Here is a 20371-nt window from a genome sequence, read left to right as displayed (position 1 = left end):
CCAAAATGATAAATGGAATTCAGCCCACTGCTGCAATAAGAGAGACCTCTCTCGAAGATTTGCAGCTGGAGACCAAAAAAGAGCGATTTGCCCTGCTCGCCGAGCAGTTTAAGGCAGAATTTAGCTCTGATAAGGAAGAAGGGTCTTCTGTCGGTGCAAAACTTGATAAGGAAACCCAGACCGAAGAAGTTAAGACGAAAGAAAAGGAATTTAAAAATAAAGTGAATTCTGATTTAAAAGAACTGGGGGAAAAACTCAAGAATATCATTAAAGAATCCGATGTTTTTCTCGAATTTTCCATAGACAAAGATACAAACAAAATGATTTTACGTGTTATTGATAACAAAACAAAAGAAGTAATTCAGCAATTACCGTCTGAAATTGCTCTAAAGATTGCAAGAATTGTTAGCCATCTCGAAGGTGAAGGACAAATAGCTAATGCAAAAGTATAATGAAATACTGAAAAACATCGAACTTGTTCTCGAAAATACTAGAAGTATTTTCGAATCACTGGATAATGGCAATTTCGAACTCGAAGATCTCGAGAAAATTTCTTATCTTTACGAAGAAAGAGAGAAAAACATCCTTTATCTGAAATCTTTGCTCGAAACAGATATTGGCAAGGAATTTGTTGCTAAACAACAAGATGAATGGAATGAAAAAATCAATTTGATTGTTAAAATGGATTCTGTTAATTTAGAATTGTTGCGAAAGAAGACTAAGGATACAGGAGAAAAATTAAAGCAACTGAATAAACAAAAAGCGGTATTAATTTATTCAAAATAATCAAGGTGTGATATGGATATCAGTTCAATAAAACCGCAGGGAGTGTCGGGACCTAAAGATAACGAGCGGGTTTCTGATAAGAAGGACAAATCAAAAACTTCATCGGGAAAAACGTCCGCTACATTGGGAGGCGATACATTATCTATTTCAAGTGAAGCTCAAAAGCTCTCTCGTATTTTTTCACGTATTTCTTCGGGTTACTATAATTCTCCGGAAGTTCTGAGGGAAACCGCTCAACGTATTTTGAATGAGTTGGATAAACAAGAATAGTTTACTTACGGTTCTTCAGCAGAAGCTTTTTGATAGATTCTATACTTTTCTTTTCGTCTTCTTGATAATGCTTCAAAATAGTGTCTGATTTGACAACGGGTGTAGGTTTTTCTTCCGAAGTGGGCGTCGGCTCGGCTGGGGGTGGTTCTTTTGTGCCTGAAATCGCTTCGAGCATCTCTTCCTGTTTTTGTGCTAATACCTTTTCATTTACATACAATTCTTCTGGGTCTATCGGGATACCTTTTATTATCAATTCTAATTTTTCAGTGCCAAAAATATCTACAAGTTTATCATAAACAGTTGCTTTGGTGAAAGGTTTGGAAATAAACCCGGATATGCCATTTTTGACCGCTAAACCTAAATTTTCTACGTCGGAAAGAGCAGAAACCATTATTACCGGAATATTCTTAGTAGTTTTGATGTACTTCAAAATTTTCAGTGTTTGATGTCCGGACAGTTCGGGCATAAGAATATCAATGATAATCAGTGTTGGCAGATGCTCCACCGCAAGTGCGATGCCATTATATCCATCGGACGCCAGATATGAGGTCTTGAAACCATAACTTGCTAATGTTTTGGACAAAATCCTCTGCATCCAAACGTCATCGTCAATTATTAATGCAGAATATTCAGCCATGTTATTATTCCTTGTTATTTAATTTTTTTATGGCTATGCTATTAATATCTTCGTCAATTAGGTGCGAAAACTTAATATTGGAATTTGCAATTGCATCTTTTAGTGCCATTAGCTGAGTTTTTGCTGCCTGACGATTAATCTGGATTATCTTCTCGTATATTTCCTTGCGGTGCACAGGCACCGATTTGGGCGCTTCTATGCCCAAACGCACTACCCCACGATCGTAACTCAAAACAGTAATCTGAATTGAATTGCCGATAGTGATTACTTCTCCTATCTTCCTTGATAGAACTAACATTTTGCTATTCCTTTATAGTTTTTTGCTTTTTTGCAATGACACAGTTTGTTGTGTATTTGTCTGATGGCAAGATAATTTGTTCTCCTGTTTGCTTCTCGATGTTGAATATAACCGGCGCTTTCATATTAGCGCTCATCTCGCCGTTTTCGTCCTCCAAAGTGATTACCACAAAAAGCACTTGCTTTTCGAGGTCATAATTAATCCCGGGATCGTAATATACGTCTATATGCCATGGACTAAGCAGAGGAAACCCTATTTCTGGCTCGTCAACAGATATTAGCCATTTAAAAGGCGCGGTTGATTCCTCGCTGATTAATATATAATCATGCAAATCTTCAAATCCGAGCATTCCATCTTTGAATTTAAAAATATACTCCTCGTCTATTTCCAACTCGCCGAAGTAGTTTGTCTTTATTACTCTTTTTTTAGCCATAGCAATTCTATAAATAACAATATAATTAACAAATTAATAAAATATAATTATTTTCACAATGATAATTTTATCATTTCAAATACTTTTTGCAAATACTTTTTGTAATTGCAATCCGCCATTTCATTCATTGTGTTTTCAAACTGTTCGAGCGAGATAAAGCTACGATTTAATGCGATTTCTTCCAAACAAGCAATTTTTGTGCCCTGACGCTTCTCTATGGACATAATAAATAGCGATGCTTCGGTGAAATTCTCGGGCGTGCCCGTATCGAGCCAGGCAACTCCTCGCCCAATGGGTGCCACTTTCAACCTGTTCTGACGCAAGTAGTGCTTGTGTATGTCCACTATTTCAAGTTCGCCACGGTTGCTTGGCGAAAGCGAGCGAGCAATTTCGACAACATTTTCGTCAAAAATATAAAGTCCCGGAATTGCAAAGTTAGATTTCGGGTTCTCCGGTTTTTCCTCGATTGAAAGGACATTACCACTTTTGTCGAACTCAACTACGCCGTACATTTGTGGCTTTTCTACATTGTAAGCGAAAATTGTTCCGCCATTGTTTTTTTCAAGCGATTTACGGAAAAATGTAAGGTCGCCATAGAACAAATTATCGCCCAAAATCAAAACGCTCTGGCTATCTCCGATGAAGTCAGCACCAATTATGAATGCTTCGGGCAATCCTCCGGGGTGAGGTTGTTCGGCGTATTGCAGATTAATTCCCCATTGCGAACCATCGCCAAGCAGGGTGCGGAACGAAGGAAGGTCTCGCGGTGTAGAAATAATAAGAATGTTACGAATATCAGCAAGCATCAAAGTGGAAAGCGGATAATAAATCATAGGCTTGTCGTAAATCGGCAGTAGTTGCTTGCTGATTACAGACGTCATCGGATAAAGGCGCGTTCCTTTGCCTCCTGCTAAAATTATGCCTTTTGTGTCCATACTAATCTATATTCAAAAACTTATCAGACGCCTTGTTGCTCTTCCACTGAGCAAGTGTCATACCTTGCAAATCGCGTTCTTTTACTAAGACATCTTTGTTAAACGCTTGCTTGATTTTCTTTGCAATTCGTTTGTCGCACAACGACCAATCAATGTCTTCTGCCAACGGCGAAATAACTCCTTCGCAACGTGGATTATAAGTCCCACTGCAAAGATACTGCACGTAGCTATCCTTCGTAAGTAGCATTCCGTGAGCAAATCCGGGCGGTATCCACATCCATTCTGAATAATCAAGATCTGGAGCACCCGAAAGTTCGTACGCAATAATTTTGCCAAAAGTTTCTGAATCTTTGCGAATATCTATTGCCATATCAAGCAAATTCCCGCTTATGCAGCGTACTAATTTGCCCATATGAGGATTCCATTGGAAGTGAAAGCCACGAAATGTATTTTTATATGAAAATGATTCGTTGAACTGCAAAAAATCATACCGCCTGATAAATGCAAGCTCGTCAATTCCGTAGAAATCGTCTTCGCGGTAGGTTTCTGTAAAATAGCCTCGTTCGTCGATAAACTTTTCGAAACGAATAATTTGTATCTCGTCTATTTCAAGCGATTGTACGCTAAGAATTTGCATGAGTTCATCCATGAATTATGAATAAATTATAAATCCTTTAACGTAATTATCGGCTATTTCATTTAAAATTTTAGAAAAATTTTCAAATCCATAAATATTTATGAAATTTATTGGTGAAATTTGCCTTTCTTGCAAACGTTCGTTTGGCAGAATAATACTTCGAATTTTTCTAAACTTTCCTATGTAATCGGAATTTTTCTTTTTGAGAGCGGAAATATACTTCTTATGTAAGTTGTCAACGAACTCAGATGATTTGTGGGAGTAGCTCTCCAAAGTTCTAATGAGAGAAATGTCGGTTTCGCTTAGAATAGAAGTCAGATGCGAAAAACTTTGTTGAATTTCGTTTTTCACCTGTTCAAAAATTTCGTCCGATGTATCATTTAATATTAAATTACTTAAAAAACTTTCGAATTTGTTTGCGGACTCGAAAAAATGTGCTAAACTGAAGCCGTTTTGCTCAATGAAATGAATGTGCCGTTCAGGAATGAAGCAAGCCATTGCTCTATTTGTTACCGGCGGGAAATCTACTCCAAAAAATTCATAAGATTCTTTGAGCATTGCAAAATATGAGATTTCGCCGGGGCCAAGCACACAGACAGCCGAAGGAAAACATACTTCCTGAAAAACAGGTCGCAGAATTGCCTTCGGCGAGTAAAAGGTGGGGTTTTGGAATATATCTGAAACGATTTCTTCGTAGGTGTGTAGCGTGTGATTTATCGAATAAAGCGAATTTTCGAGTGAAACCGTGCGAACGGAATGTCTTTTGTTACCAGTATGCTTGCAATAATTGAAATAGTCGAAAGCTATATTTACCGTGTGTCCGTAACAGTTGAGCAAATCCTTGTTCTGCGAAAAAACACGGAACAACTGCTCGAAATTTTTTTGTGTGGTGAAATTTGCTTCTGCAAGTCGGGCAATAGCACCGCTTTTGCGGGCAGCCGTTGCCGATGCAAAAAGCAACCCTTCGCTTTTGAATAGCATTTGATAAAATTCGAGCATCGCATCAGTCCAACGCTTGCCCTTATAGTAAATCGAGTGTAAAGCGTCAGCAAGTTGCTGCTTATTTTGCGAAAAGGGGAGAGTGTTGATTACTTCATCTATAGTTTTATCGATTTTTTCGTCGAAAATGAGTTCGGAAACAGGTGTATTTTCGTAAGCAGAATAATCAGGGTGGAATAATCGCGGCACGTGATTAGCATCGAAAACATAAACTTCGGCTGCTTCTTTTGCGTCGTGGTCATTGTCTTCCAGCCAGAAAATTGGGATTACGTGAAGTTTGGTGTGTCGCTGTTGAAGTTTCTTTGCGATATTTATCACGGTTGTTATTTTCAGGCAAGTATAGAGAGCACCGCCCAAAAATCCGACCTGCTGACCTGTAGAAACAAACAAAGTGTTCGGATTAATTACCAGAGAAATGTTGTTTTTTTGCATTTCGGACAAATCGAGCGATTGCATTGTGTCTGAAATAATTCGCCGAGTGATTTGCCGATTGTCGAAATTTTGAGCTTTTCGGCGAAGGTATGATATGTCTTCGATTTTCGAAATTGAGGCAAAACGCGATTTTGCAAATTTGTCGCCTTTGATGAACTTGCGAAAGAAATCACCATTTTGCGGAATTTCAGAAAAATCAAGGAAAAGCATAATCAAAAGTTGTAAATTTTTAGAAAACGAAGAGCAATCATCACAAATATTGCAGTTGTGGCAAGATATCCGATAGTTAAACCAATGCGACGGAAGCGATATTCCCAGATGTGTTGTAGCCGGAAACGCACAACTAAATTGAACCTGTATTCGAACATTGCAAATCCGATGAAAGCTATAAAGTTCGCCGCAGCAAGCTCGAACCTATGCAGCAGAAAGGTAACAACTGCAAAGAAAAGAAAAATCAGTACGGAAAATTTATTCAACCTCGGTCTCCTTTGGTTTATTTTTTATTGTTTTAGGGAAAACGCCTGCCTGGGCTGAAATATTGAGCAGCACACCAATTGCAATCGAATAAAAAATTACAGCCGTTCCGCCATAGCTAATAAATGGCATCGGCACACCGGTTGTCGGAAGAAGTCCTGTATTAACTCCTGCATTGACAAACACATAGATGGCAAATGTTGTAATAATTCCAACTGCAAGAAAGTAACCGAAATTGTCGGGTGCTTTTTTTGCGATAATCATTCCACGCCAAAAAATAATTGCAAAAGCAAGAATAATAACAAGCAAACCGAAAAACCCGTATTCTTCGCCGATTATCGAGAAGATAAAATCCCCGTAAGACTCGGGAAGGAATAAATGGCTCTGGCGGTTTTGGCCTGGACCAACACCGAATAGCCCACCATTCCCAATAGCGATAAGCGCTTGATTTAACTGATAATTTACTGTTTCTAGCGGATTTGTGTCCCCGCCCAAGCCAAAAAATGCTTTAATTCTGTTCATTCTGTATGTTGCACTTATGGCATAAACGCCAGCTGATGCAATGCCTATTAAGCCCATTGCAAATAAATGAATTAGATTTACATTTCCTATGAACATCAACGCAATAGAGATAAAGAAAATTACAATCATAGTAGAAAAATTGGGTTGCAAAGCGATAAGTCCGCAAATAATAAGCGTCCAGACAATAAACGGCAAAAATCCCTGCTTGAAATCCTTTATCACATCTTGTTTTCGCGTAAGAAGCGTAGCAAAATGCAGTACCATCGCAAATTTTGCAAGTTCTGATGGTTGGAAGCTAAAAAATCCGAGTCGCAACCAGCGCGATGCTCCTTTTGCTGCTTCCCCTGCGAAAAGCACGACCACAAGCAGGAAAACGCTTGCAATGAGCAGTGGCTTACTGAATTTTTGCCAAAAGTGATAATCTACTCTTGATATGATTAGCATTATGATTATTCCAGTGAATACTCTTATGCTGTGATTGAGAACCAATTTCTCCGGCATCCCAAACTTCATCTCAGCTATGGTTGCACTTGCCGAATAAACAAACGCCAAACTGAACAACATAAGCCCAACGACGGGAATTAGTATAAGCCAATCCACGTATCCGACATTTTTCTTCATTGCTCTGCCTGTTTGATTACTTCAAGTTTTGCATATTGAAGCAGCAAAAGCTTTTTCCCGATATTCGCAAAATTGACGGTTGCTTTTCGCATTGAACCCTCGCCGCTTAATCCAGTAATTTTCCCAACTCCGAACTGGTTGTGTCGTACTAAATCGCCTATGCGAAAGTCATAAACAGTTTTTTCTATCTGTGAATATGAATAATCGTTGTCAATTTGCTGTTCGTAGTGATTGGATTTGTAGGATTGAGCACTGTAGTTTGACTTTGTTGAATTAATTGGTGCTCCCGAAGCGTCCAATTGTCGAATTAAGTTTGGGTCTATTTCTTTAAGGAAATATGAGGGTTTTTGCATAATAATATCGCCAAATTTCATTCTGCTACGTGCATATGTAAGCGTTAATTTTTCCTTAGCGCGTGTGATTCCTACATAGAAAAGACGGCGTTCTTCCTCTTCTTCGTCTTTGTTGAAAGTTGCACGCGAAATTGGGAACGTTCCGTCCTCGATTCCAGCGATGAAAACATGCTTAAATTCGAGTCCTTTTGCAGAATGTAGCGTCATAATCGGAAGGCGTTCTTTGTTTAAATCGCTTGTGTCGATATCGGCAACCAGAGACATTTGTTGGATGTAGTCGTTGAGAGTGCTGTCGGGATTTTCCTCGGCGAAATAAGTGATGTCGCTAACGACCTGTTCAATATTTTCAATGCGGTCGTAAGCCTCTTCTGTCCCAATTTCTTGATAAAATTCAATGAGCCCGGTTTTTTTGATAAATTCAGTTACAACACTTGCGTAGTTTTCGCTGTTGAGTTTTTGTCGGTAACTGTCAATAAACTCAACGAATTGCTTGATTGCACTTTTTGATTTTGGGACAAGGTCATCGATATTTGCTGCATTTTTCAAGGCATCGTAGAACGAAAGGCCATTTTCTATTGCATAAGAATTAATATGCTTTAAAGAAGTTTCGCCAATACCTCGTGCAGGTTCATTGATGATGCGAAGGATTGCCTCGCGATCGCGTGGATTGACAAGCGTTCGCAAATAAGCGAGCACATCTTTAACTTCTTTCCTTTTATAGAAGGACATGCCGCCAACGACTATATAAGGAATATTATACTTTCTGCAAGATTTTTCAAATTCGAGCGATTGAGCGTTCGTTCTGTATAAGATGCAGATATCATTAAGCGGGAGGCCGCTTTCGGAAAGTTTGCTGATTCTTGAAACTACAAATTCGGCTTCTTCACGGTCCGAGCTACATTCAACAAGTTCAATTAAATCACCTGTTTCATTGTCTGTGAAAAGTTTTTTCTTAATTTGATAAGTGTTGTTCTGAATAACCGAATGAGCTGCTTCCAAAATAGTTTTTGTAGAACGATAATTTTGTTCAAGTTTGAAAATTTTAGCGTGCGGGTAGTCGCGTTTGAATTCAAGAATATTTTGAATGTCTGCGCCACGCCAACCGTAGATACTTTGAGCGTCGTCGCCGACAACACAAATGTTCTGATATTTTTTTGAAAGAAGGCGAATAGCAACATATTGAGCGTGATTTGTGTCTTGATATTCATCTACCATTATGTAGCGGAAAGTGTCCTGATAGAATTCAAGCACGTCAGAATGCTCTTCGAGTAGACGGATGAAGTTCCAAAGTAGGTCGTCGAAGTCCATTGCATTACTATCATGAAGGCGTTCTTCGTAAAGCTTATATATTTCAGCGAAAATCTTTTCTTGTGGGTTTCGAGCGTTATCGTAAATCGATTGCCAAGTTTGTAGTCTATTTTTTGCTTTAGAAATAATCGAAGCAACTTGTTGCGGACTAAGCGGTTTTTCTGGCAAGGATTTTTCCTTGAAAATTTTTTTGATTACGCTTAGAGAATCTTCCGAATCGTAGATAGTAAAATCAGATGTATAATTTGTGAAATCTGCACTTTGACGAAGAAGTCGGGCGAAAATCGAGTGGAAGGTGCCTGCTCGAATTAATCCAGCATTACGTTCGCCCACAAGTGATGCGATACGTTGCTTCATTTCGTTGGCGGCTTTGTTTGTAAATGTAAGAGCAAGTATGTTTCTTGGCGAAACACCGTCCGCAACCAAGTAAGCTATCCGGTGGGTGAGCACTTTGGTTTTGCCACTGCCAGCACCTGCAACAATAAGCACTGGACCGTTTTTTGCTTTTACTGCGGCAGCTTGCTGCTCATTCAGCCCTCGTAAGATTTGCTCAGGTTCGAGATTTGTAACTAATCTATCAGTCATAATAATCTGCCAAAATAAATTTCAAAATTAATCATATTTATCTAACTAACCAAAGGAGTTGGGATTAAATTAATTTCTTAACCATAACTATTTGAATTGAAAAACTATTCAAATGAATTACATTTTGTTACATCAAAATGTATTAACATATGGAAATATTCTATAAATAATATAAAATAATATTAAGAGTTTAAGAAAACAACTTTCCCGCCGACAATAGTAGCGAGAACGTCAATCTGTATATCGGGATCATTTTGCAACAGGAGTGGGTTGGCAGAAAGAATAGTTAGATCTGCTATTTTACCTATTTCTAAACTACCGAATAGAGAAATATCATTGTGAATTCTGTGAGGGGCGACGCAATATGCGTCAAGTGCTTCGAAAATGGATAATCTTTCGTTCGGAGAGTAAACCACACCATCGAGGGATGATTTTCTTGTGATAAACGAGCGAACACCGTCGATAACAGAAGGTTGTTCTATCGGGAAGTCGCTACCAGCGATGATTGTTGCTCCATTTTGTATGAAGGATTCCCAAAGATAAGAAAATCTCATACGTGAGCCAATTCTTCGCTGAGCCATTCCATTGGTGTCCGATGTGTAATGATAAGGTTGGACAGAAGCAACTACGTTCAATTTGGCAAATCGAGGCAAATCATTTGGCAAGACCATTTGAGCGTGTTCGATACGAATTGTTCCACGACCACCGACCAAACTATCAGTGCGGAGCTTTTCAGCAACGTTTAGAGCTAAATTTACTGCTGCATCGCCTATTGCATGCATTGCAACATCGAAATTACTTAAAATTCCACGTTTGGCGTAGTTAAAAAGTGTATTTTCGTCAAGCAGGAGAAAACCGCTTTTCCTTTCGTTATCGTCGTAACCACGAGTAAGAGCAGCGCCGTAAGAACCCAATGCGCCGTCAAGGAAGTATTTAAGTCCTTGCACTTTGAAAAAATCACCTTTGTATGGGAGGACACAATCGCGTAACCATTCATTATTTTGAGCGCGAACAAAAGATTTTACACGAATTGACATTTTGCCGGCAAGTTCCAGTTCGTTGAAAATTGGTACGAAGCGAGTTTCAGTATCCATATCGTGAGCTTGGGTGATGCCAAATTTAGTAAGTTCAGCCAGAGCAATTTTGATAAATTCGGTGTATTGTTCGATAGAATAATCTGGGATATGTTTTTCGACAAGAGCCATAGCATTATCGATAAGCATTCCGGTTGGCTTGCCATCGTAGGTGCGAACAATTTCGCCGCCTTGTGGGTTTTGGGTGAGTTCGTTGATATGAGCGATTTTGAGAGCGGCTGAATTCACAAGTGCAGAATGACCATCCTGCCGAGTTAGATAAACAGGAGTATCAGGGAAGGCTTCGTCGAGCGGTTCTTTTGTAGGGAGCGAATTATCTGTCCAGCTCTCGTGGTTCCAGCCGAATGCGGTAATCCATTCCCCGCGAAATAATTGGGTATTTCGTAATTTTGCAATGCAGTCTTGAATGTTTTGGCAGTCTTTGAGAGATACTTCGGATAGTCTCATCCCGTATCCCGCGATATGACCGTGGCAATCAACGAACCCCGCAACTGCCGTAGCCTCTGGCGGGAATTTCAAGGTGCGACCATCAATTGTAATTTCCAGATTGTCAGAGTGAGATATTTCAGTAATAATCCCACGTTCGATAATAATTTTTCTGCTTAAAGCAAGCATACATAATTATGAAACTTTATTGAACTTAAAACTTAAATAATGAAAATATAATGAAAATTTATTAGAAATTATAATAATTAAAATTAACACCTACAAAATTTTCTTTTGTAAAATAAAATGAAAAACTTATATTTGTAGTCTTAAAATTATGTAAATAATAAAATTGAGAACGAAAAATGGCTAAACAGCAAACATTTGGCGATAAACTTAAGAAAAAGAAAGTAGACGAAAAGATAAGCGTGAAAATTATCAAAGGTTATCGCAGCGAAGCAGGAACAACACGTTTCCTTGAAAAATTCGTAAAGGTTGATACGTTAGACCAGATTAATAATATTGATATTAGTAAATAAAATAAATAGGTCGAGAAAATGAAAAAAGGAATTCATCCATATTATCATACTGTTGAAGTTGTGATGACAGATGGAACAACTTTTAAAACTCGTTCCTGCATTAATAAAGATCGCTTGGTGTTGGATATAGACTCTAAATCGCATCCATTCTATACCGGCAAGCAAGTGCTTGTAGATACTGCAGGACGTGTTGACCGCTTCAACAAGCGTTTCGAAAAATCAAAATCAATGATGGAAGCAAGGAGGAAATAATAAAATGAACGCAATCTATCCAATGCAAACAAACAGCAATTTTAAAAATAACAAGCAACGTACAGTTCGCAAAAAGCAAAATCCATTGAAAGATGCAAAAGTTGTAGATTATCTTGATGTGAAACTTTTGCAAAAATTTACAAACGACCAAGGAAAAATTCTTCCCCGCCGTATCACTGGAGTTACTGCATATCAGCAACGTCAAATTGCTAATGCGATTAAACACGCTCGCCATTTGGCATTGATGCCATTTGTCGCTCAAGATATTGCATAAAATTTTGCTATATATTTTAAGGAGAAAGTGGCTGTTCCGAGAGAGCAGCCACTTTTGTTTTTTGCAACACATTTCACCAATTTTACTCACCAGCATAGCCACGAAGCTTAAAGTAAAAGGGATGCAAAGCGTTGCATATCTAATTATATGAATAATTTTGCAATTTCATTTACCTTTGATTAACTTCGACAATAAATGAATAAAATAGAAAGTCCTTCGTCTAAATAATTAAGTATATATTTCGACTTGAATGCTAATAGTAAACAGTTGGATTGATTGAATAACTGTTGAAATATAATGCTGATGGTTGTAAATGCAAGAAAGCAAAAAGAATTAGTAGCAGTGCAGAATTTGAAATAATTTTTGGCATTATATTTTCTTACAAAAATTGCTAAATAAAGATTTTTAACTATTTGACGATAAATGTAATTGGAGGTATAAAATGACAGACGAAAAACCACGAGGCGAAGAGGTTGTTCACGAGCCATTAAAAAAGGAGAAAAAGTCACTGGGCGTTTCTCTACCTTTGATGATTGGTGCCGGTGTGGGTATATTGGTTATTATTATACTGGGTGTTATATTAGGTGTGTTCTTTGCTTCGAAATTTATGGGAGTGCAGCATCCGGGTGGCGCCCCTGAAAAAGGAAAAACAGAGAAAGTGGCTAAATCTGATACTGCTGAAGAGGAGGGAGAAGAATACTTGTCTAAACTGGAAGATATTGCAATAATGGAAACCGGGCGAATAACCACAAATCCAAAAGGGGCAGCATCAGTTTTTGTAGTAGTGAATTTCGGCTTTGAGTTCAAAAAAATGGATAAAGAGAACAAAGAATTAAAAACTCTGGTTAATGAAGGTGCTGTAAATATGGAGCATCCTGTTATTAGAAAAATGATGGCAAGAATACGTAGTACGATTAATAATATGATTGCGTCATATACAAAAGAAGAATTGTTGAATAAACGACCTGAGATTACTGAACTGGTAAAAAAAGAGCTTCGTCCAATTTTTCGTGATTATGAATTGCTATTAGTAAATGTAACAATACAAGAATTTATTATACAAGAATAAACTATGTCGGATGTATTATCACAACACGAGATAGACAGTCTGCTCAGCGAAATGTCGAGTGGACGAGTTGCAGTTGATGATGTACTTAGTGGAAAATTCACTAAGGGTGATGTTACCAATTACGACTTCCGCCGCCCGAACCGAATTTCAAAAAATCAAGTGCGTACTTTAAGTTCTGTTCACGAAAGCTTTGCAGAAGTGTTCGGGTATTATCTTGTTTCCAAACTGCAAACTGTTGTTTCGATTTCAGTTACATCAGTCGACCAGCTTTTCTATAGCGAATATATTCTGTCGGTGTCGAACCCAAGTTGTCTTTACGTGTTTGATATAGTCGGAACAGACGGAAGTGGTATTTTGGAAGTAAGCCCGCAGCTTGCGCTGACGATAGTCGAGCGTCTGCTTGGTGGTTCTGCAGAGCAATTGCCAAAAACTCGCACAATCACACCAATTGAACAGGCGGTTGTTCGCGGTATTATTGAGCATGCTTTATACGACTTGAGAAATGCTTGGCGTTCGATTGCGGAGATAGATTTTCGTTTCCAGAGATTAGAGATGGAAGCGGACTTTGTTCAGGTTGCACCTGCATCAGAAATTGTAATCGTTGTTTCGTTCGATGTGAATGTTGGGGTGCATACATTTTTGATGAACCTGTGTTTCCCGACTTTCGCACTTGAGGAGGTGCTTGCAAAGCTCAATCGACAGCAGGTAACAACGACAGTTGGGCGGCAGTCACCAAAGCGTATGAGAGAAAATATGCAAATTCTTAATCAGCAAATTTCTACAACATATTTACCAATTGTTGCTGAATTAGGTAAAACGTCCATTACTGTTGGTGATTTGATGGAATTGAAGGTGGGCGATGTAATAAAATTAAAAAAGCGAATTAATGAAGAAATGGAGATTATCGTAGGCGGGAAACGCAAACTCGCAGGGCGTCCGGGTTCGGTCGATGGCAAACGCGCTGTCAGAGTTACTCGTCCATTGACTGAGGAGGACCTTGTTGAAGAAGATATTTCATATAAACCTGAGGAATAGAATATATGACAATGACCCAGGAAGAAATCGATGCTCTCATTGCCGGTGGAGCCATCGAAGCGGAGGAAACCCCGGAAGTAGAGCAAGAGGCAGTGGAAGCCGAGAGTGCCGAATTTGGTGAACTGAAACTCGGCTCTGCCGATACTATATATTCACCGCTCGACCCGAAACTTGAACTGTTGTATGATTTGCAACTGCCAGTTTCGATTGAGTTGGGGCGGACAAATATGCTAATTCGCGATATCCTGCGATTAGGGCGTGGTTCTGTTATCGAGTTCGACAAACTTGTCAGCGAACCAGTTGATGTTCTGATTAACGGAAAGAAAGTTGCCGAAGGTGAAGTTGTCGTTATCGATAAGCACTTCGGTATTCGTATTACAACTTTGGTTGATCCAACCGATAGACTACGCGGCTTGCGTAAGTAATTTAATTTTTTGAATCAGGGAAGGAGATTGCTATGGATGGCGCTATTCTTAAATCATTTGCTATTTTGCTTGCAAGTGTGGCGATTGTTTTTTTAGTGCTTACACTTATAAAAAAATATTCGAATAAATTTATAAATCAGCCTAATAAATTCCCACTAAAAATAGTGGCTAAACTCCCTCTTGGGCAGAAAAGTTTTTTGTGTGTGATAGAAGCTGATGGCAAAACTTTGCTTGTTGGAGTTACCGATAAAAGTATCAACCTTATTTCAGAATTAAGAGATGAGTTCGATTATACCAACATTGATTTAAAACAAATAGCAAGCAAAGTAAAAAAATCGAAAAGTCCGGAAACAGAGAGCAAAAGCAAAGAATTATCATTTATGAACTTCCTCAAAGATTCTATTGGATTGCGCGCACGAGAAAATTGATTTTTCTGTTTCATTATTTTTTGCTATATTTGTTATCTTAATAAGATTAATATAATTAAGGGTATAAAAATGTACACTTTTTTGACAATACTATTGCTTTTAATTTCAATTTTGCTTATTGCTGTGGTGCTTATCCAACCTGGGAAAGGTGATATGATTGCGGGTTTAGGAGGATTAAGCGGTACTTTTTCGTCGATGTTTGGCAGTCGTCGAGCAATGGATTTATTGCAAAAAATTACAATAGGTTTAGCAGCTGCAATTGCTATAATAGTAATTGTTATCAATATGTTTCTTGTCGGTCCGAAAGAAACTATCGAAAAACCAGTAATTGAGGGGACAGAAGTTCCGATGCAACAAGCACCAGTTCCAAATCAAATTCCCAATACTCCTGCACCGAATAATTAAAGTAAATTTAGATTAATAAATATTAATTTAAAAATGGCTGTCTCGAAAAAATAGAGGCAGCCTTTTTTGTTTGATAGGTACAAAATACATTACATCTCTACGCAACGAGGTTTTTGGAAATTATATTTTGGGAAGTATTCTTATCAATTTCGTTAAAATTTCGTCGATTTTCAAAACAATTTAATGAATATTTCGTCAAAAATTTGTCTTCATTAATTTTTGAATATTCTGGAGGTCAATTAATGGATGTAGAACTACTTTCTCGCATTCAATTTGCTTTAACGGTTGGTTTTCATTATATCTACCCTCCTATGAGCATTGGGCTTGGCTTGTTACTTGTGATAATGGAGGGGATGTATATGAAAACAAAAGATATTCGCTACCACAACATGACAAAGTTCTGGGTCAAAGTGTTTGCATTGATTTTTGCTTTGGGAGTGGCTTCTGGCATTGTGATGGAGTTTCAGTTCGGAACGAACTGGGCGGCATATTCGCGTTTCGTTGGGGATGTGTTCGGCAGTGCGTTGGCGGCAGAAGGAATATTCGCATTTTTCCTTGAGTCGGGCTTCCTTGCTGTTCTGGTGTTTGGATGGGATAAGGTCAAACCAAGAACCCATTTTATTTCTACTATTATGGTTGCATTTGGGGCACATCTTAGCGCTGTGTGGATATTGGTAGCAAATTCCTGGATGCAAACACCCGCCGGCTTCCACATTGTTGGCGAAGGTGCTATGGCAAGAGCCGAAGTTACAAATTTCTGGGAAGTTGTGTTCAATCCATCAACTCTTGAAAGACTGTCTCATACTATTTCTGCAGCGTGGATTACTGGTGCATTCCTTGTAATGAGCGTTAGTGCATATTACTTGATTAAAAATCGCCATCATTTTTTTGCAAAACAATCTATTAAAATTGCCTTACTTGTAGCTGCTTTTGCTACTTTGTTGCAGTTATTTACCGGTCACGCGAGCGGTGTGCAAGTTGCAAAAACACAACCTGCTAAAATGGCTGCATTCGAAGGGCATTATGAAACTGGTCCAGCTGACCTGTATCTTTTCGGTTGGGTCGATGAACAAAATAATAAAGTGTATGGATTGAAAGTTCCCGGTATGCTTTCATGGCTTATTTATGGAGATAGCAAAGCACCTGTTACCGGACTAAATGAATTTGCAAAAGAGGATAGGCCGCCCGTTCAGATTGTTTTTCAAGCATATCATATTATGATTACAATTGGAATGCTATTGATACTGATCGCATATCTTGGAATATTTTTCTGGTGGCGTGGCAAGTTAGAAAATGTTCGGTGGTATCATCACATTTTAGTTTGGAGCGTGCTTTTGCCACATCTGGCTAATCAAATAGGTTGGATTGCAGCAGAGGTTGGTCGCCAACCATGGATTGTTTATGGAATTATGCGTACAAAAGATGCTCTTTCGAAAACAGTTAACTCAAGCGAAGTATTATTCTCCTTAATTTTATTTACTGCTATTTATTTGCTTTTGTTTTTGCTATTTTTGTTCTTACTTGATAGAAAAATCAAGCATGGTCCAGATGTTTACGAAGATACCGATGATGTATATTCCCAACAAAAATATATCTTTGACAAAAATTAGGAGGAAAATATATGTTTGAGTTCTTAGATTTAAATTTTGTCTGGTTTGTTCTGATTGCAATATTATTTACCGGCTACGCTATATTAGATGGGTTCGACCTTGGGGTTGGTTCATTGTATTTGCTTGTGAAAGATGATACTGATAGGCGAATACTTCTTAATTCTATCGGGCCTATCTGGGACGGCAACGAAGTATGGTTAGTAACAGGTGGTGGCGCTTTGTTTGCAGCTTTTCCACACGCTTATGCAACAGTTTTTTCTGGGTTTTACGTGGCTTTTATGATACTTCTATTTGTGCTAATTTTCCGTGCAGTTGCTATTGAATTCCGAAGTAAGCACGAATCAAAAACCTGGCGCCGTAATTGGGATATTGCTTTTTCGGTTTCGAGTATTTTGATAGCGTTGCTAATGGGCGTTGCTATGGGCAATGTTATTGTTGGATTGCCGGTGCAATCAGATTTTGAATTGCGAACAACTTTGTTCAGTTTGCTAACGCCTTATCCAATCCTTGTTGGGATAACGACAGTTGCATTGTTTATGATGCACGGGGCAATATATCTTGTTATGAAAACCGAAGGTGAACTTCAAGCTAAAGTACGTGGCTGGGTAAATAATACAATTATTTTCTTTGTGATTTGTTATGTTTCAACTACTATGGTAACATTAACATTTTTCCCGCAAATGATAGAGAACATCAAGGAATATCCATTTTTGTTTGTTGTTCCGTTGTTGAATATGCTTGCTATTGCTAATATTCCACGTGAAATTCATCACGGACGAGAATTTCGGGCATTTATGTCGTCTTGTGCTTCGATTTTGGCATTGCTTACTTTGTTTGCGATAGGTATTTTCCCAAACATTGTTCCTGCGGCAGATCCAGCAAATTCTCTCACAATTTACAATGCTGCGTCCTCGCAAAAAACGCTTGGTATTATGCTTCTTATCGCATTAATTGGTATGCCATTTGTAGTGGCTTATACATTTACAATATACTGGATTTTCCGAGGCAAAGTAAAATTAAACAAAATGAGCTATTAGTAATTTTGCTATTTAGAGTTATCTAAAGAACTTTGGAAATAAACTGTTTTTGATTATTGAGAAAAGGCTGCTCAAAGATTGGGCAGCCTTTTGGTCTTTTTATTGACAGAATTTTTGAATATTTCTTGATTTCTTAGATTATCCCAAATTACCATAATAGATATTTGATTATTACAAGCATTACTTTATACAAAAAAGGCTGTCTATCGAGACAGCCTTGAGAATTATTTTTAAATGTATTAATACCGGCCAAAATCATTTTCGTCGAGTTTAATTATATCCGATGGATTAATGTCGCTTGTGTAATCCATATCGCTGCCGAGATCGACTTCACTATGACTGGGTTGTTCGCTCTGGTGGTGAGGAAGTGAACGGCTGCGGCGTCCAGAAACATAATGTGAACTTTCGAAATTACTGAATTGAACATTTTCATTGCTCAATTTGAATCTTGCAATCATAGATTTCAATTGAGCAGCTTGACCGGAAAGTTCTTCGGCGGCGGAAGCACTTTCTTCGGCGCTTGCCGTGTTGGTTTGAGTAACTTTGTCGATTTGCGAGAGCCCTTCGTTGATTTGCGAAATAGCAAGGGCTTGTTCGTTAGAGGAAGTTGCAATTTCACCAACAATATCAGCAACTTTAACGGAACTGTTTTTGATTTCTTCCAAAGATTCGCCCGTGCGGACAGCAATCATAGAGCCATTTTCAACTGCTTTGATACTGTTTTCGATTAGTTCGGAGGTTTCCTTGGCAGCGGTTGCCGAGCGAGCGGCAAGGTTGCGAACTTCTTCGGCAACAACTGCGAAGCCTTTGCCGTGGCGACCTGCGCGAGCTGCTTCGACTGCTGCGTTCAGCGCAAGCAAGTTGGTCTGGAAGGCAATTTCATCGATAACTTTGATGATTTTCGAGATATTGCGGCTTGATTCGGTGATTTCTTCCATTGCGCTATTGAGTTGGAGCATTTCGCGGTTACCTTTTTCGGCTGCTTCTTTGGCTTCGAAAGTGAGTAGATTTGCCTGGTTGGCGTTTTCGGCATTTGTTTTTGTTTGTGAACCGATTTGAGACATAGAGCTTGTAATTTCTTCGAGCGAGGCTGCTTGTTCGGTTGCGCCTTGCGATAGTGCAGTGCTTGCATCGGACACCTGCATAGCGCCGCGAGTTACTTCATCGACAGTTACAGCAACCTGGGTGAGAAGTTCGTTTAAGGCTTCAATTGAGTGGTTTGTTGCTTCTTGAAGTTTTTTAAATTCACCTTTATATTCACCAGTCATTCTTTCAGTTAAGTCGCCATTTGCTAACTTTTGCATTATCTCTATTTCTTTTGTAATCGGTTCAACAATTGTTTGTAAGAGTAGATTGAGGTTCTCAACAATATTTTTAAATTCACCTTTGTAATGAGTCTCGTCAGCTCTTTCATTTAAATTACCATCGGCAGCTTCTTTTGCAAGTCTGATTACATCATCTTTTATTGCAAAAACAGTATGTGTAAAGTCTCTAATTGCACTTCTTATTTGAGCTAATAATTCAAAGTTATCCTTAGTATCTTCGTCTGGTTCGTCGAAATCAGCTTTTGCATTGAAATTGCCAGCTGCTAATTCTTCTAATGCTACTATCATTTTTTTAGTTTGTTCATTCATATAGTCAGCTTTTTTCTTTGCTGTATTGAGGAATTTTTTAATGTTTGTTTCATCTATCACTGCTTCATACGAACCAATGGCTTCGCCCTTTTCATTTAGAATTGGGAAACCAATGTATTTGATTTCTAAATCTAAATTGCCAGGATGTGCATCTGTTTCTTGTTCAACTTGTATTTTCTTTTGCATCGAAAGATGGCAAGCACAATCGTTGGTTTGGCAGTGAGAAGTTTTTAAATGATTGTAACACTTGCTACCAATGAAGTCTTTCCCGGTTTTGTTGTCGAGCGAAGCGCCTGCATTATTTATGTATAGGATATTAAACTCTTTATCAATACCCATCAATGGTATAGGCAATTTATCCAGTATGCCAACTAATGAATCTAATGTGTCATTGACTCCTTGAACAATTGCTTTAAATTCACCTTGATGTTTTGATGCGTCGGCTCTTTGAGTAATTTTGCCTTCTTTTGCAGCTTTTGCTAACATTATTGAATCATTTGCTAAGGCTTTGAGACTCTCTACAATAACTTTCATTGATTTTATTAATACATCGTTTTCAGAACGAACCGCAAGAGATACATTTAAATCACCTTTGGAGAGCGATAAAATATCGTCTGCTATTTTTTGAGTGCTGTCTATTAAAAGATTCAAATTATTCTTAATTTCGTTGAAATCGCCTTTGTAGTCATCAACGATTCTTGGTGGAACGTCGCCTTTGGAAATACGGTCGATATATTCTGCTGCGACGTTTAGTGGTCCAATAATAGCATCGAATATGCTATTTAATCCTTGAACTAATTGCTTATATTCGCCCTGGAATTTTGATGCGTCTGCTCTTACATCAAGTTTGCCT

General features: G+C 38.4%; 23 protein-coding genes and 1 pseudogene. 13 read left to right on the top strand and 11 right to left on the bottom strand.

Going from position 1 to position 20371, the window contains the following annotated elements:
• Positions 1–5 precede the first annotated feature (5 nt).
• From AC6QZF_RS06975 to AC6QZF_RS06965, 3 genes are read left to right on the top strand one after another with little or no spacing between them, the layout of a single operon-like run.
• On the top strand, positions 6–452 hold the full coding sequence (locus AC6QZF_RS06975; protein WP_499799160.1) for a flagellar protein FlaG: 447 nt from the start codon (positions 6–8) through the stop codon (positions 450–452).
• Positions 439–786 (top strand): hypothetical protein, encoded by a 348-nt coding sequence (locus tag AC6QZF_RS06970; RefSeq protein WP_499799159.1) that lies wholly within the window; start codon positions 439–441, stop codon positions 784–786. The genes AC6QZF_RS06975 and AC6QZF_RS06970 overlap by 14 nt, the downstream gene beginning before the upstream one ends.
• 12 nt (positions 787–798) lie before the next feature.
• Entirely contained in the window at positions 799–1056 is a 258-nt protein-coding gene (locus AC6QZF_RS06965; RefSeq protein ID WP_499799158.1) for a hypothetical protein, read from the top strand.
• A 1-nt stretch (position 1057) separates the two neighbouring features.
• Here the strand turns inward: AC6QZF_RS06965 and AC6QZF_RS06960 are convergent, their stop codons facing one another.
• The 10 genes from AC6QZF_RS06960 to AC6QZF_RS06915 all read right to left on the bottom strand — a co-directional run bounded on the left by AC6QZF_RS06960 (position 1058) and on the right by AC6QZF_RS06915 (position 10999).
• A complete protein-coding gene (locus tag AC6QZF_RS06960; RefSeq protein WP_499799157.1) occupies positions 1058–1693 on the bottom strand; it encodes a response regulator in 636 nt (211 codons plus the stop codon).
• Between the two features lie 4 nt (positions 1694–1697).
• Positions 1698–1991: a carbon storage regulator CsrA gene (gene csrA / locus AC6QZF_RS06955; protein WP_499799156.1), complete on the bottom strand. Its 294-nt coding sequence runs from the start codon at positions 1989–1991 to the stop codon at positions 1698–1700.
• Positions 1992–1995: 4 nt separating this feature from the next.
• Positions 1996–2424, bottom strand: a complete 429-nt coding sequence (gene fliW, locus AC6QZF_RS06950) for a flagellar assembly protein FliW (RefSeq protein ID WP_499799155.1) — start codon at positions 2422–2424, stop codon at positions 1996–1998.
• 53 nt (positions 2425–2477) lie between these two features.
• On the bottom strand, positions 2478–3359 hold the full coding sequence (gene rfbA / locus AC6QZF_RS06945) for a glucose-1-phosphate thymidylyltransferase RfbA (RefSeq protein WP_499799154.1): 882 nt from the start codon (positions 3357–3359) through the stop codon (positions 2478–2480).
• 1 nt (position 3360) lies between these two features.
• Complete coding sequence (locus tag AC6QZF_RS06940) at positions 3361–3996, bottom strand: dTDP-4-dehydrorhamnose 3,5-epimerase family protein (RefSeq protein WP_499799153.1); 636 nt, start codon at positions 3994–3996, stop codon at positions 3361–3363.
• A gap of 15 nt (positions 3997–4011) precedes the next feature.
• Positions 4012–5637: a bacillithiol biosynthesis cysteine-adding enzyme BshC gene (bshC, locus tag AC6QZF_RS06935; RefSeq protein ID WP_499799152.1), complete on the bottom strand. Its 1626-nt coding sequence runs from the start codon at positions 5635–5637 to the stop codon at positions 4012–4014.
• 2 nt (positions 5638–5639) lie between these two features.
• Positions 5640–5903 carry a hypothetical protein gene (locus tag AC6QZF_RS06930; RefSeq protein WP_499799151.1) on the bottom strand — a complete coding sequence of 88 codons (264 nt, stop codon included), beginning with the start codon at positions 5901–5903 and terminating at the stop codon, positions 5640–5642.
• Entirely contained in the window at positions 5896–7044 is a 1149-nt protein-coding gene (gene ftsW / locus AC6QZF_RS06925) for a putative lipid II flippase FtsW (RefSeq protein WP_499799150.1), read from the bottom strand. The genes AC6QZF_RS06930 and ftsW overlap by 8 nt, the downstream gene beginning before the upstream one ends.
• On the bottom strand, positions 7041–9290 hold the full coding sequence (locus tag AC6QZF_RS06920; RefSeq protein ID WP_499799149.1) for a UvrD-helicase domain-containing protein: 2250 nt from the start codon (positions 9288–9290) through the stop codon (positions 7041–7043). Before AC6QZF_RS06920 ends, ftsW begins: the two co-directional genes overlap by 4 nt.
• A gap of 182 nt (positions 9291–9472) precedes the next feature.
• The gene (locus tag AC6QZF_RS06915; RefSeq protein WP_499799148.1) at positions 9473–10999 is read right to left on the bottom strand and encodes an amidohydrolase; all 1527 of its coding nucleotides are present in this window, start codon (positions 10997–10999) and stop codon (positions 9473–9475) included.
• Between the two features lie 176 nt (positions 11000–11175).
• Between AC6QZF_RS06915 and AC6QZF_RS06910 the strand changes: the two genes are divergently transcribed.
• The 10 genes and pseudogenes from AC6QZF_RS06910 (at position 11176) to cydB (ending at position 17884) form a co-directional block, all read left to right on the top strand.
• Positions 11176–11349: a hypothetical protein gene (locus AC6QZF_RS06910; RefSeq protein ID WP_491814776.1), complete on the top strand. Its 174-nt coding sequence runs from the start codon at positions 11176–11178 to the stop codon at positions 11347–11349.
• An 18-nt stretch (positions 11350–11367) separates the two neighbouring features.
• On the top strand, positions 11368–11601 hold the full coding sequence (gene rpmE / locus AC6QZF_RS06905) for a 50S ribosomal protein L31 (RefSeq protein ID WP_491814775.1): 234 nt from the start codon (positions 11368–11370) through the stop codon (positions 11599–11601).
• 4 nt (positions 11602–11605) lie between these two features.
• Complete coding sequence (rpsR, locus tag AC6QZF_RS06900; protein WP_499799147.1) at positions 11606–11875, top strand: 30S ribosomal protein S18; 270 nt, start codon at positions 11606–11608, stop codon at positions 11873–11875.
• A 442-nt stretch (positions 11876–12317) separates the two neighbouring features.
• Positions 12318–12944, top strand: a complete 627-nt coding sequence (locus tag AC6QZF_RS06895; RefSeq protein WP_499799146.1) for a flagellar basal body-associated FliL family protein — start codon at positions 12318–12320, stop codon at positions 12942–12944.
• 3 nt (positions 12945–12947) lie between these two features.
• Entirely contained in the window at positions 12948–13979 is a 1032-nt protein-coding gene (gene fliM / locus AC6QZF_RS06890) for a flagellar motor switch protein FliM (protein ID WP_499799145.1), read from the top strand.
• Between the two features lie 164 nt (positions 13980–14143).
• A pseudogene (fliN, locus tag AC6QZF_RS06885) lies at positions 14144–14404 on the top strand (flagellar motor switch protein FliN); the annotation flags it as partial.
• A 32-nt stretch (positions 14405–14436) separates the two neighbouring features.
• On the top strand, positions 14437–14832 hold the full coding sequence (gene fliO, locus AC6QZF_RS06880; RefSeq protein ID WP_499799144.1) for a flagellar biosynthetic protein FliO: 396 nt from the start codon (positions 14437–14439) through the stop codon (positions 14830–14832).
• A 69-nt stretch (positions 14833–14901) separates the two neighbouring features.
• On the top strand, positions 14902–15237 hold the full coding sequence (gene secG / locus AC6QZF_RS06875; RefSeq protein ID WP_499799143.1) for a preprotein translocase subunit SecG: 336 nt from the start codon (positions 14902–14904) through the stop codon (positions 15235–15237).
• 242 nt (positions 15238–15479) lie between these two features.
• Entirely contained in the window at positions 15480–16847 is a 1368-nt protein-coding gene (locus AC6QZF_RS06870; RefSeq protein ID WP_499799142.1) for a cytochrome ubiquinol oxidase subunit I, read from the top strand.
• 11 nt (positions 16848–16858) lie between these two features.
• Positions 16859–17884, top strand: coding sequence for a cytochrome d ubiquinol oxidase subunit II (gene cydB, locus AC6QZF_RS06865; protein ID WP_499799141.1), 1026 nt, complete (start codon positions 16859–16861; stop codon positions 17882–17884).
• A gap of 239 nt (positions 17885–18123) precedes the next feature.
• Here cydB and AC6QZF_RS06860 read toward each other — a convergent pair.
• The coding region (locus AC6QZF_RS06860) for a methyl-accepting chemotaxis protein (protein WP_499799140.1) at positions 18124–20371 on the bottom strand (2248 nt) is incomplete at its 5' end.

It is taken from the genome of Eximiradius sp. (assembly GCA_937127445.1).
Classification (GTDB): Bacteria; Bacteroidota; Ignavibacteria; order Kapaibacteriales; family UBA2268; genus JAKIZO01.
Note: the sequence above shows the minus strand (reverse complement) of the source record. Positions and strands in the feature narration are given on the sequence as shown.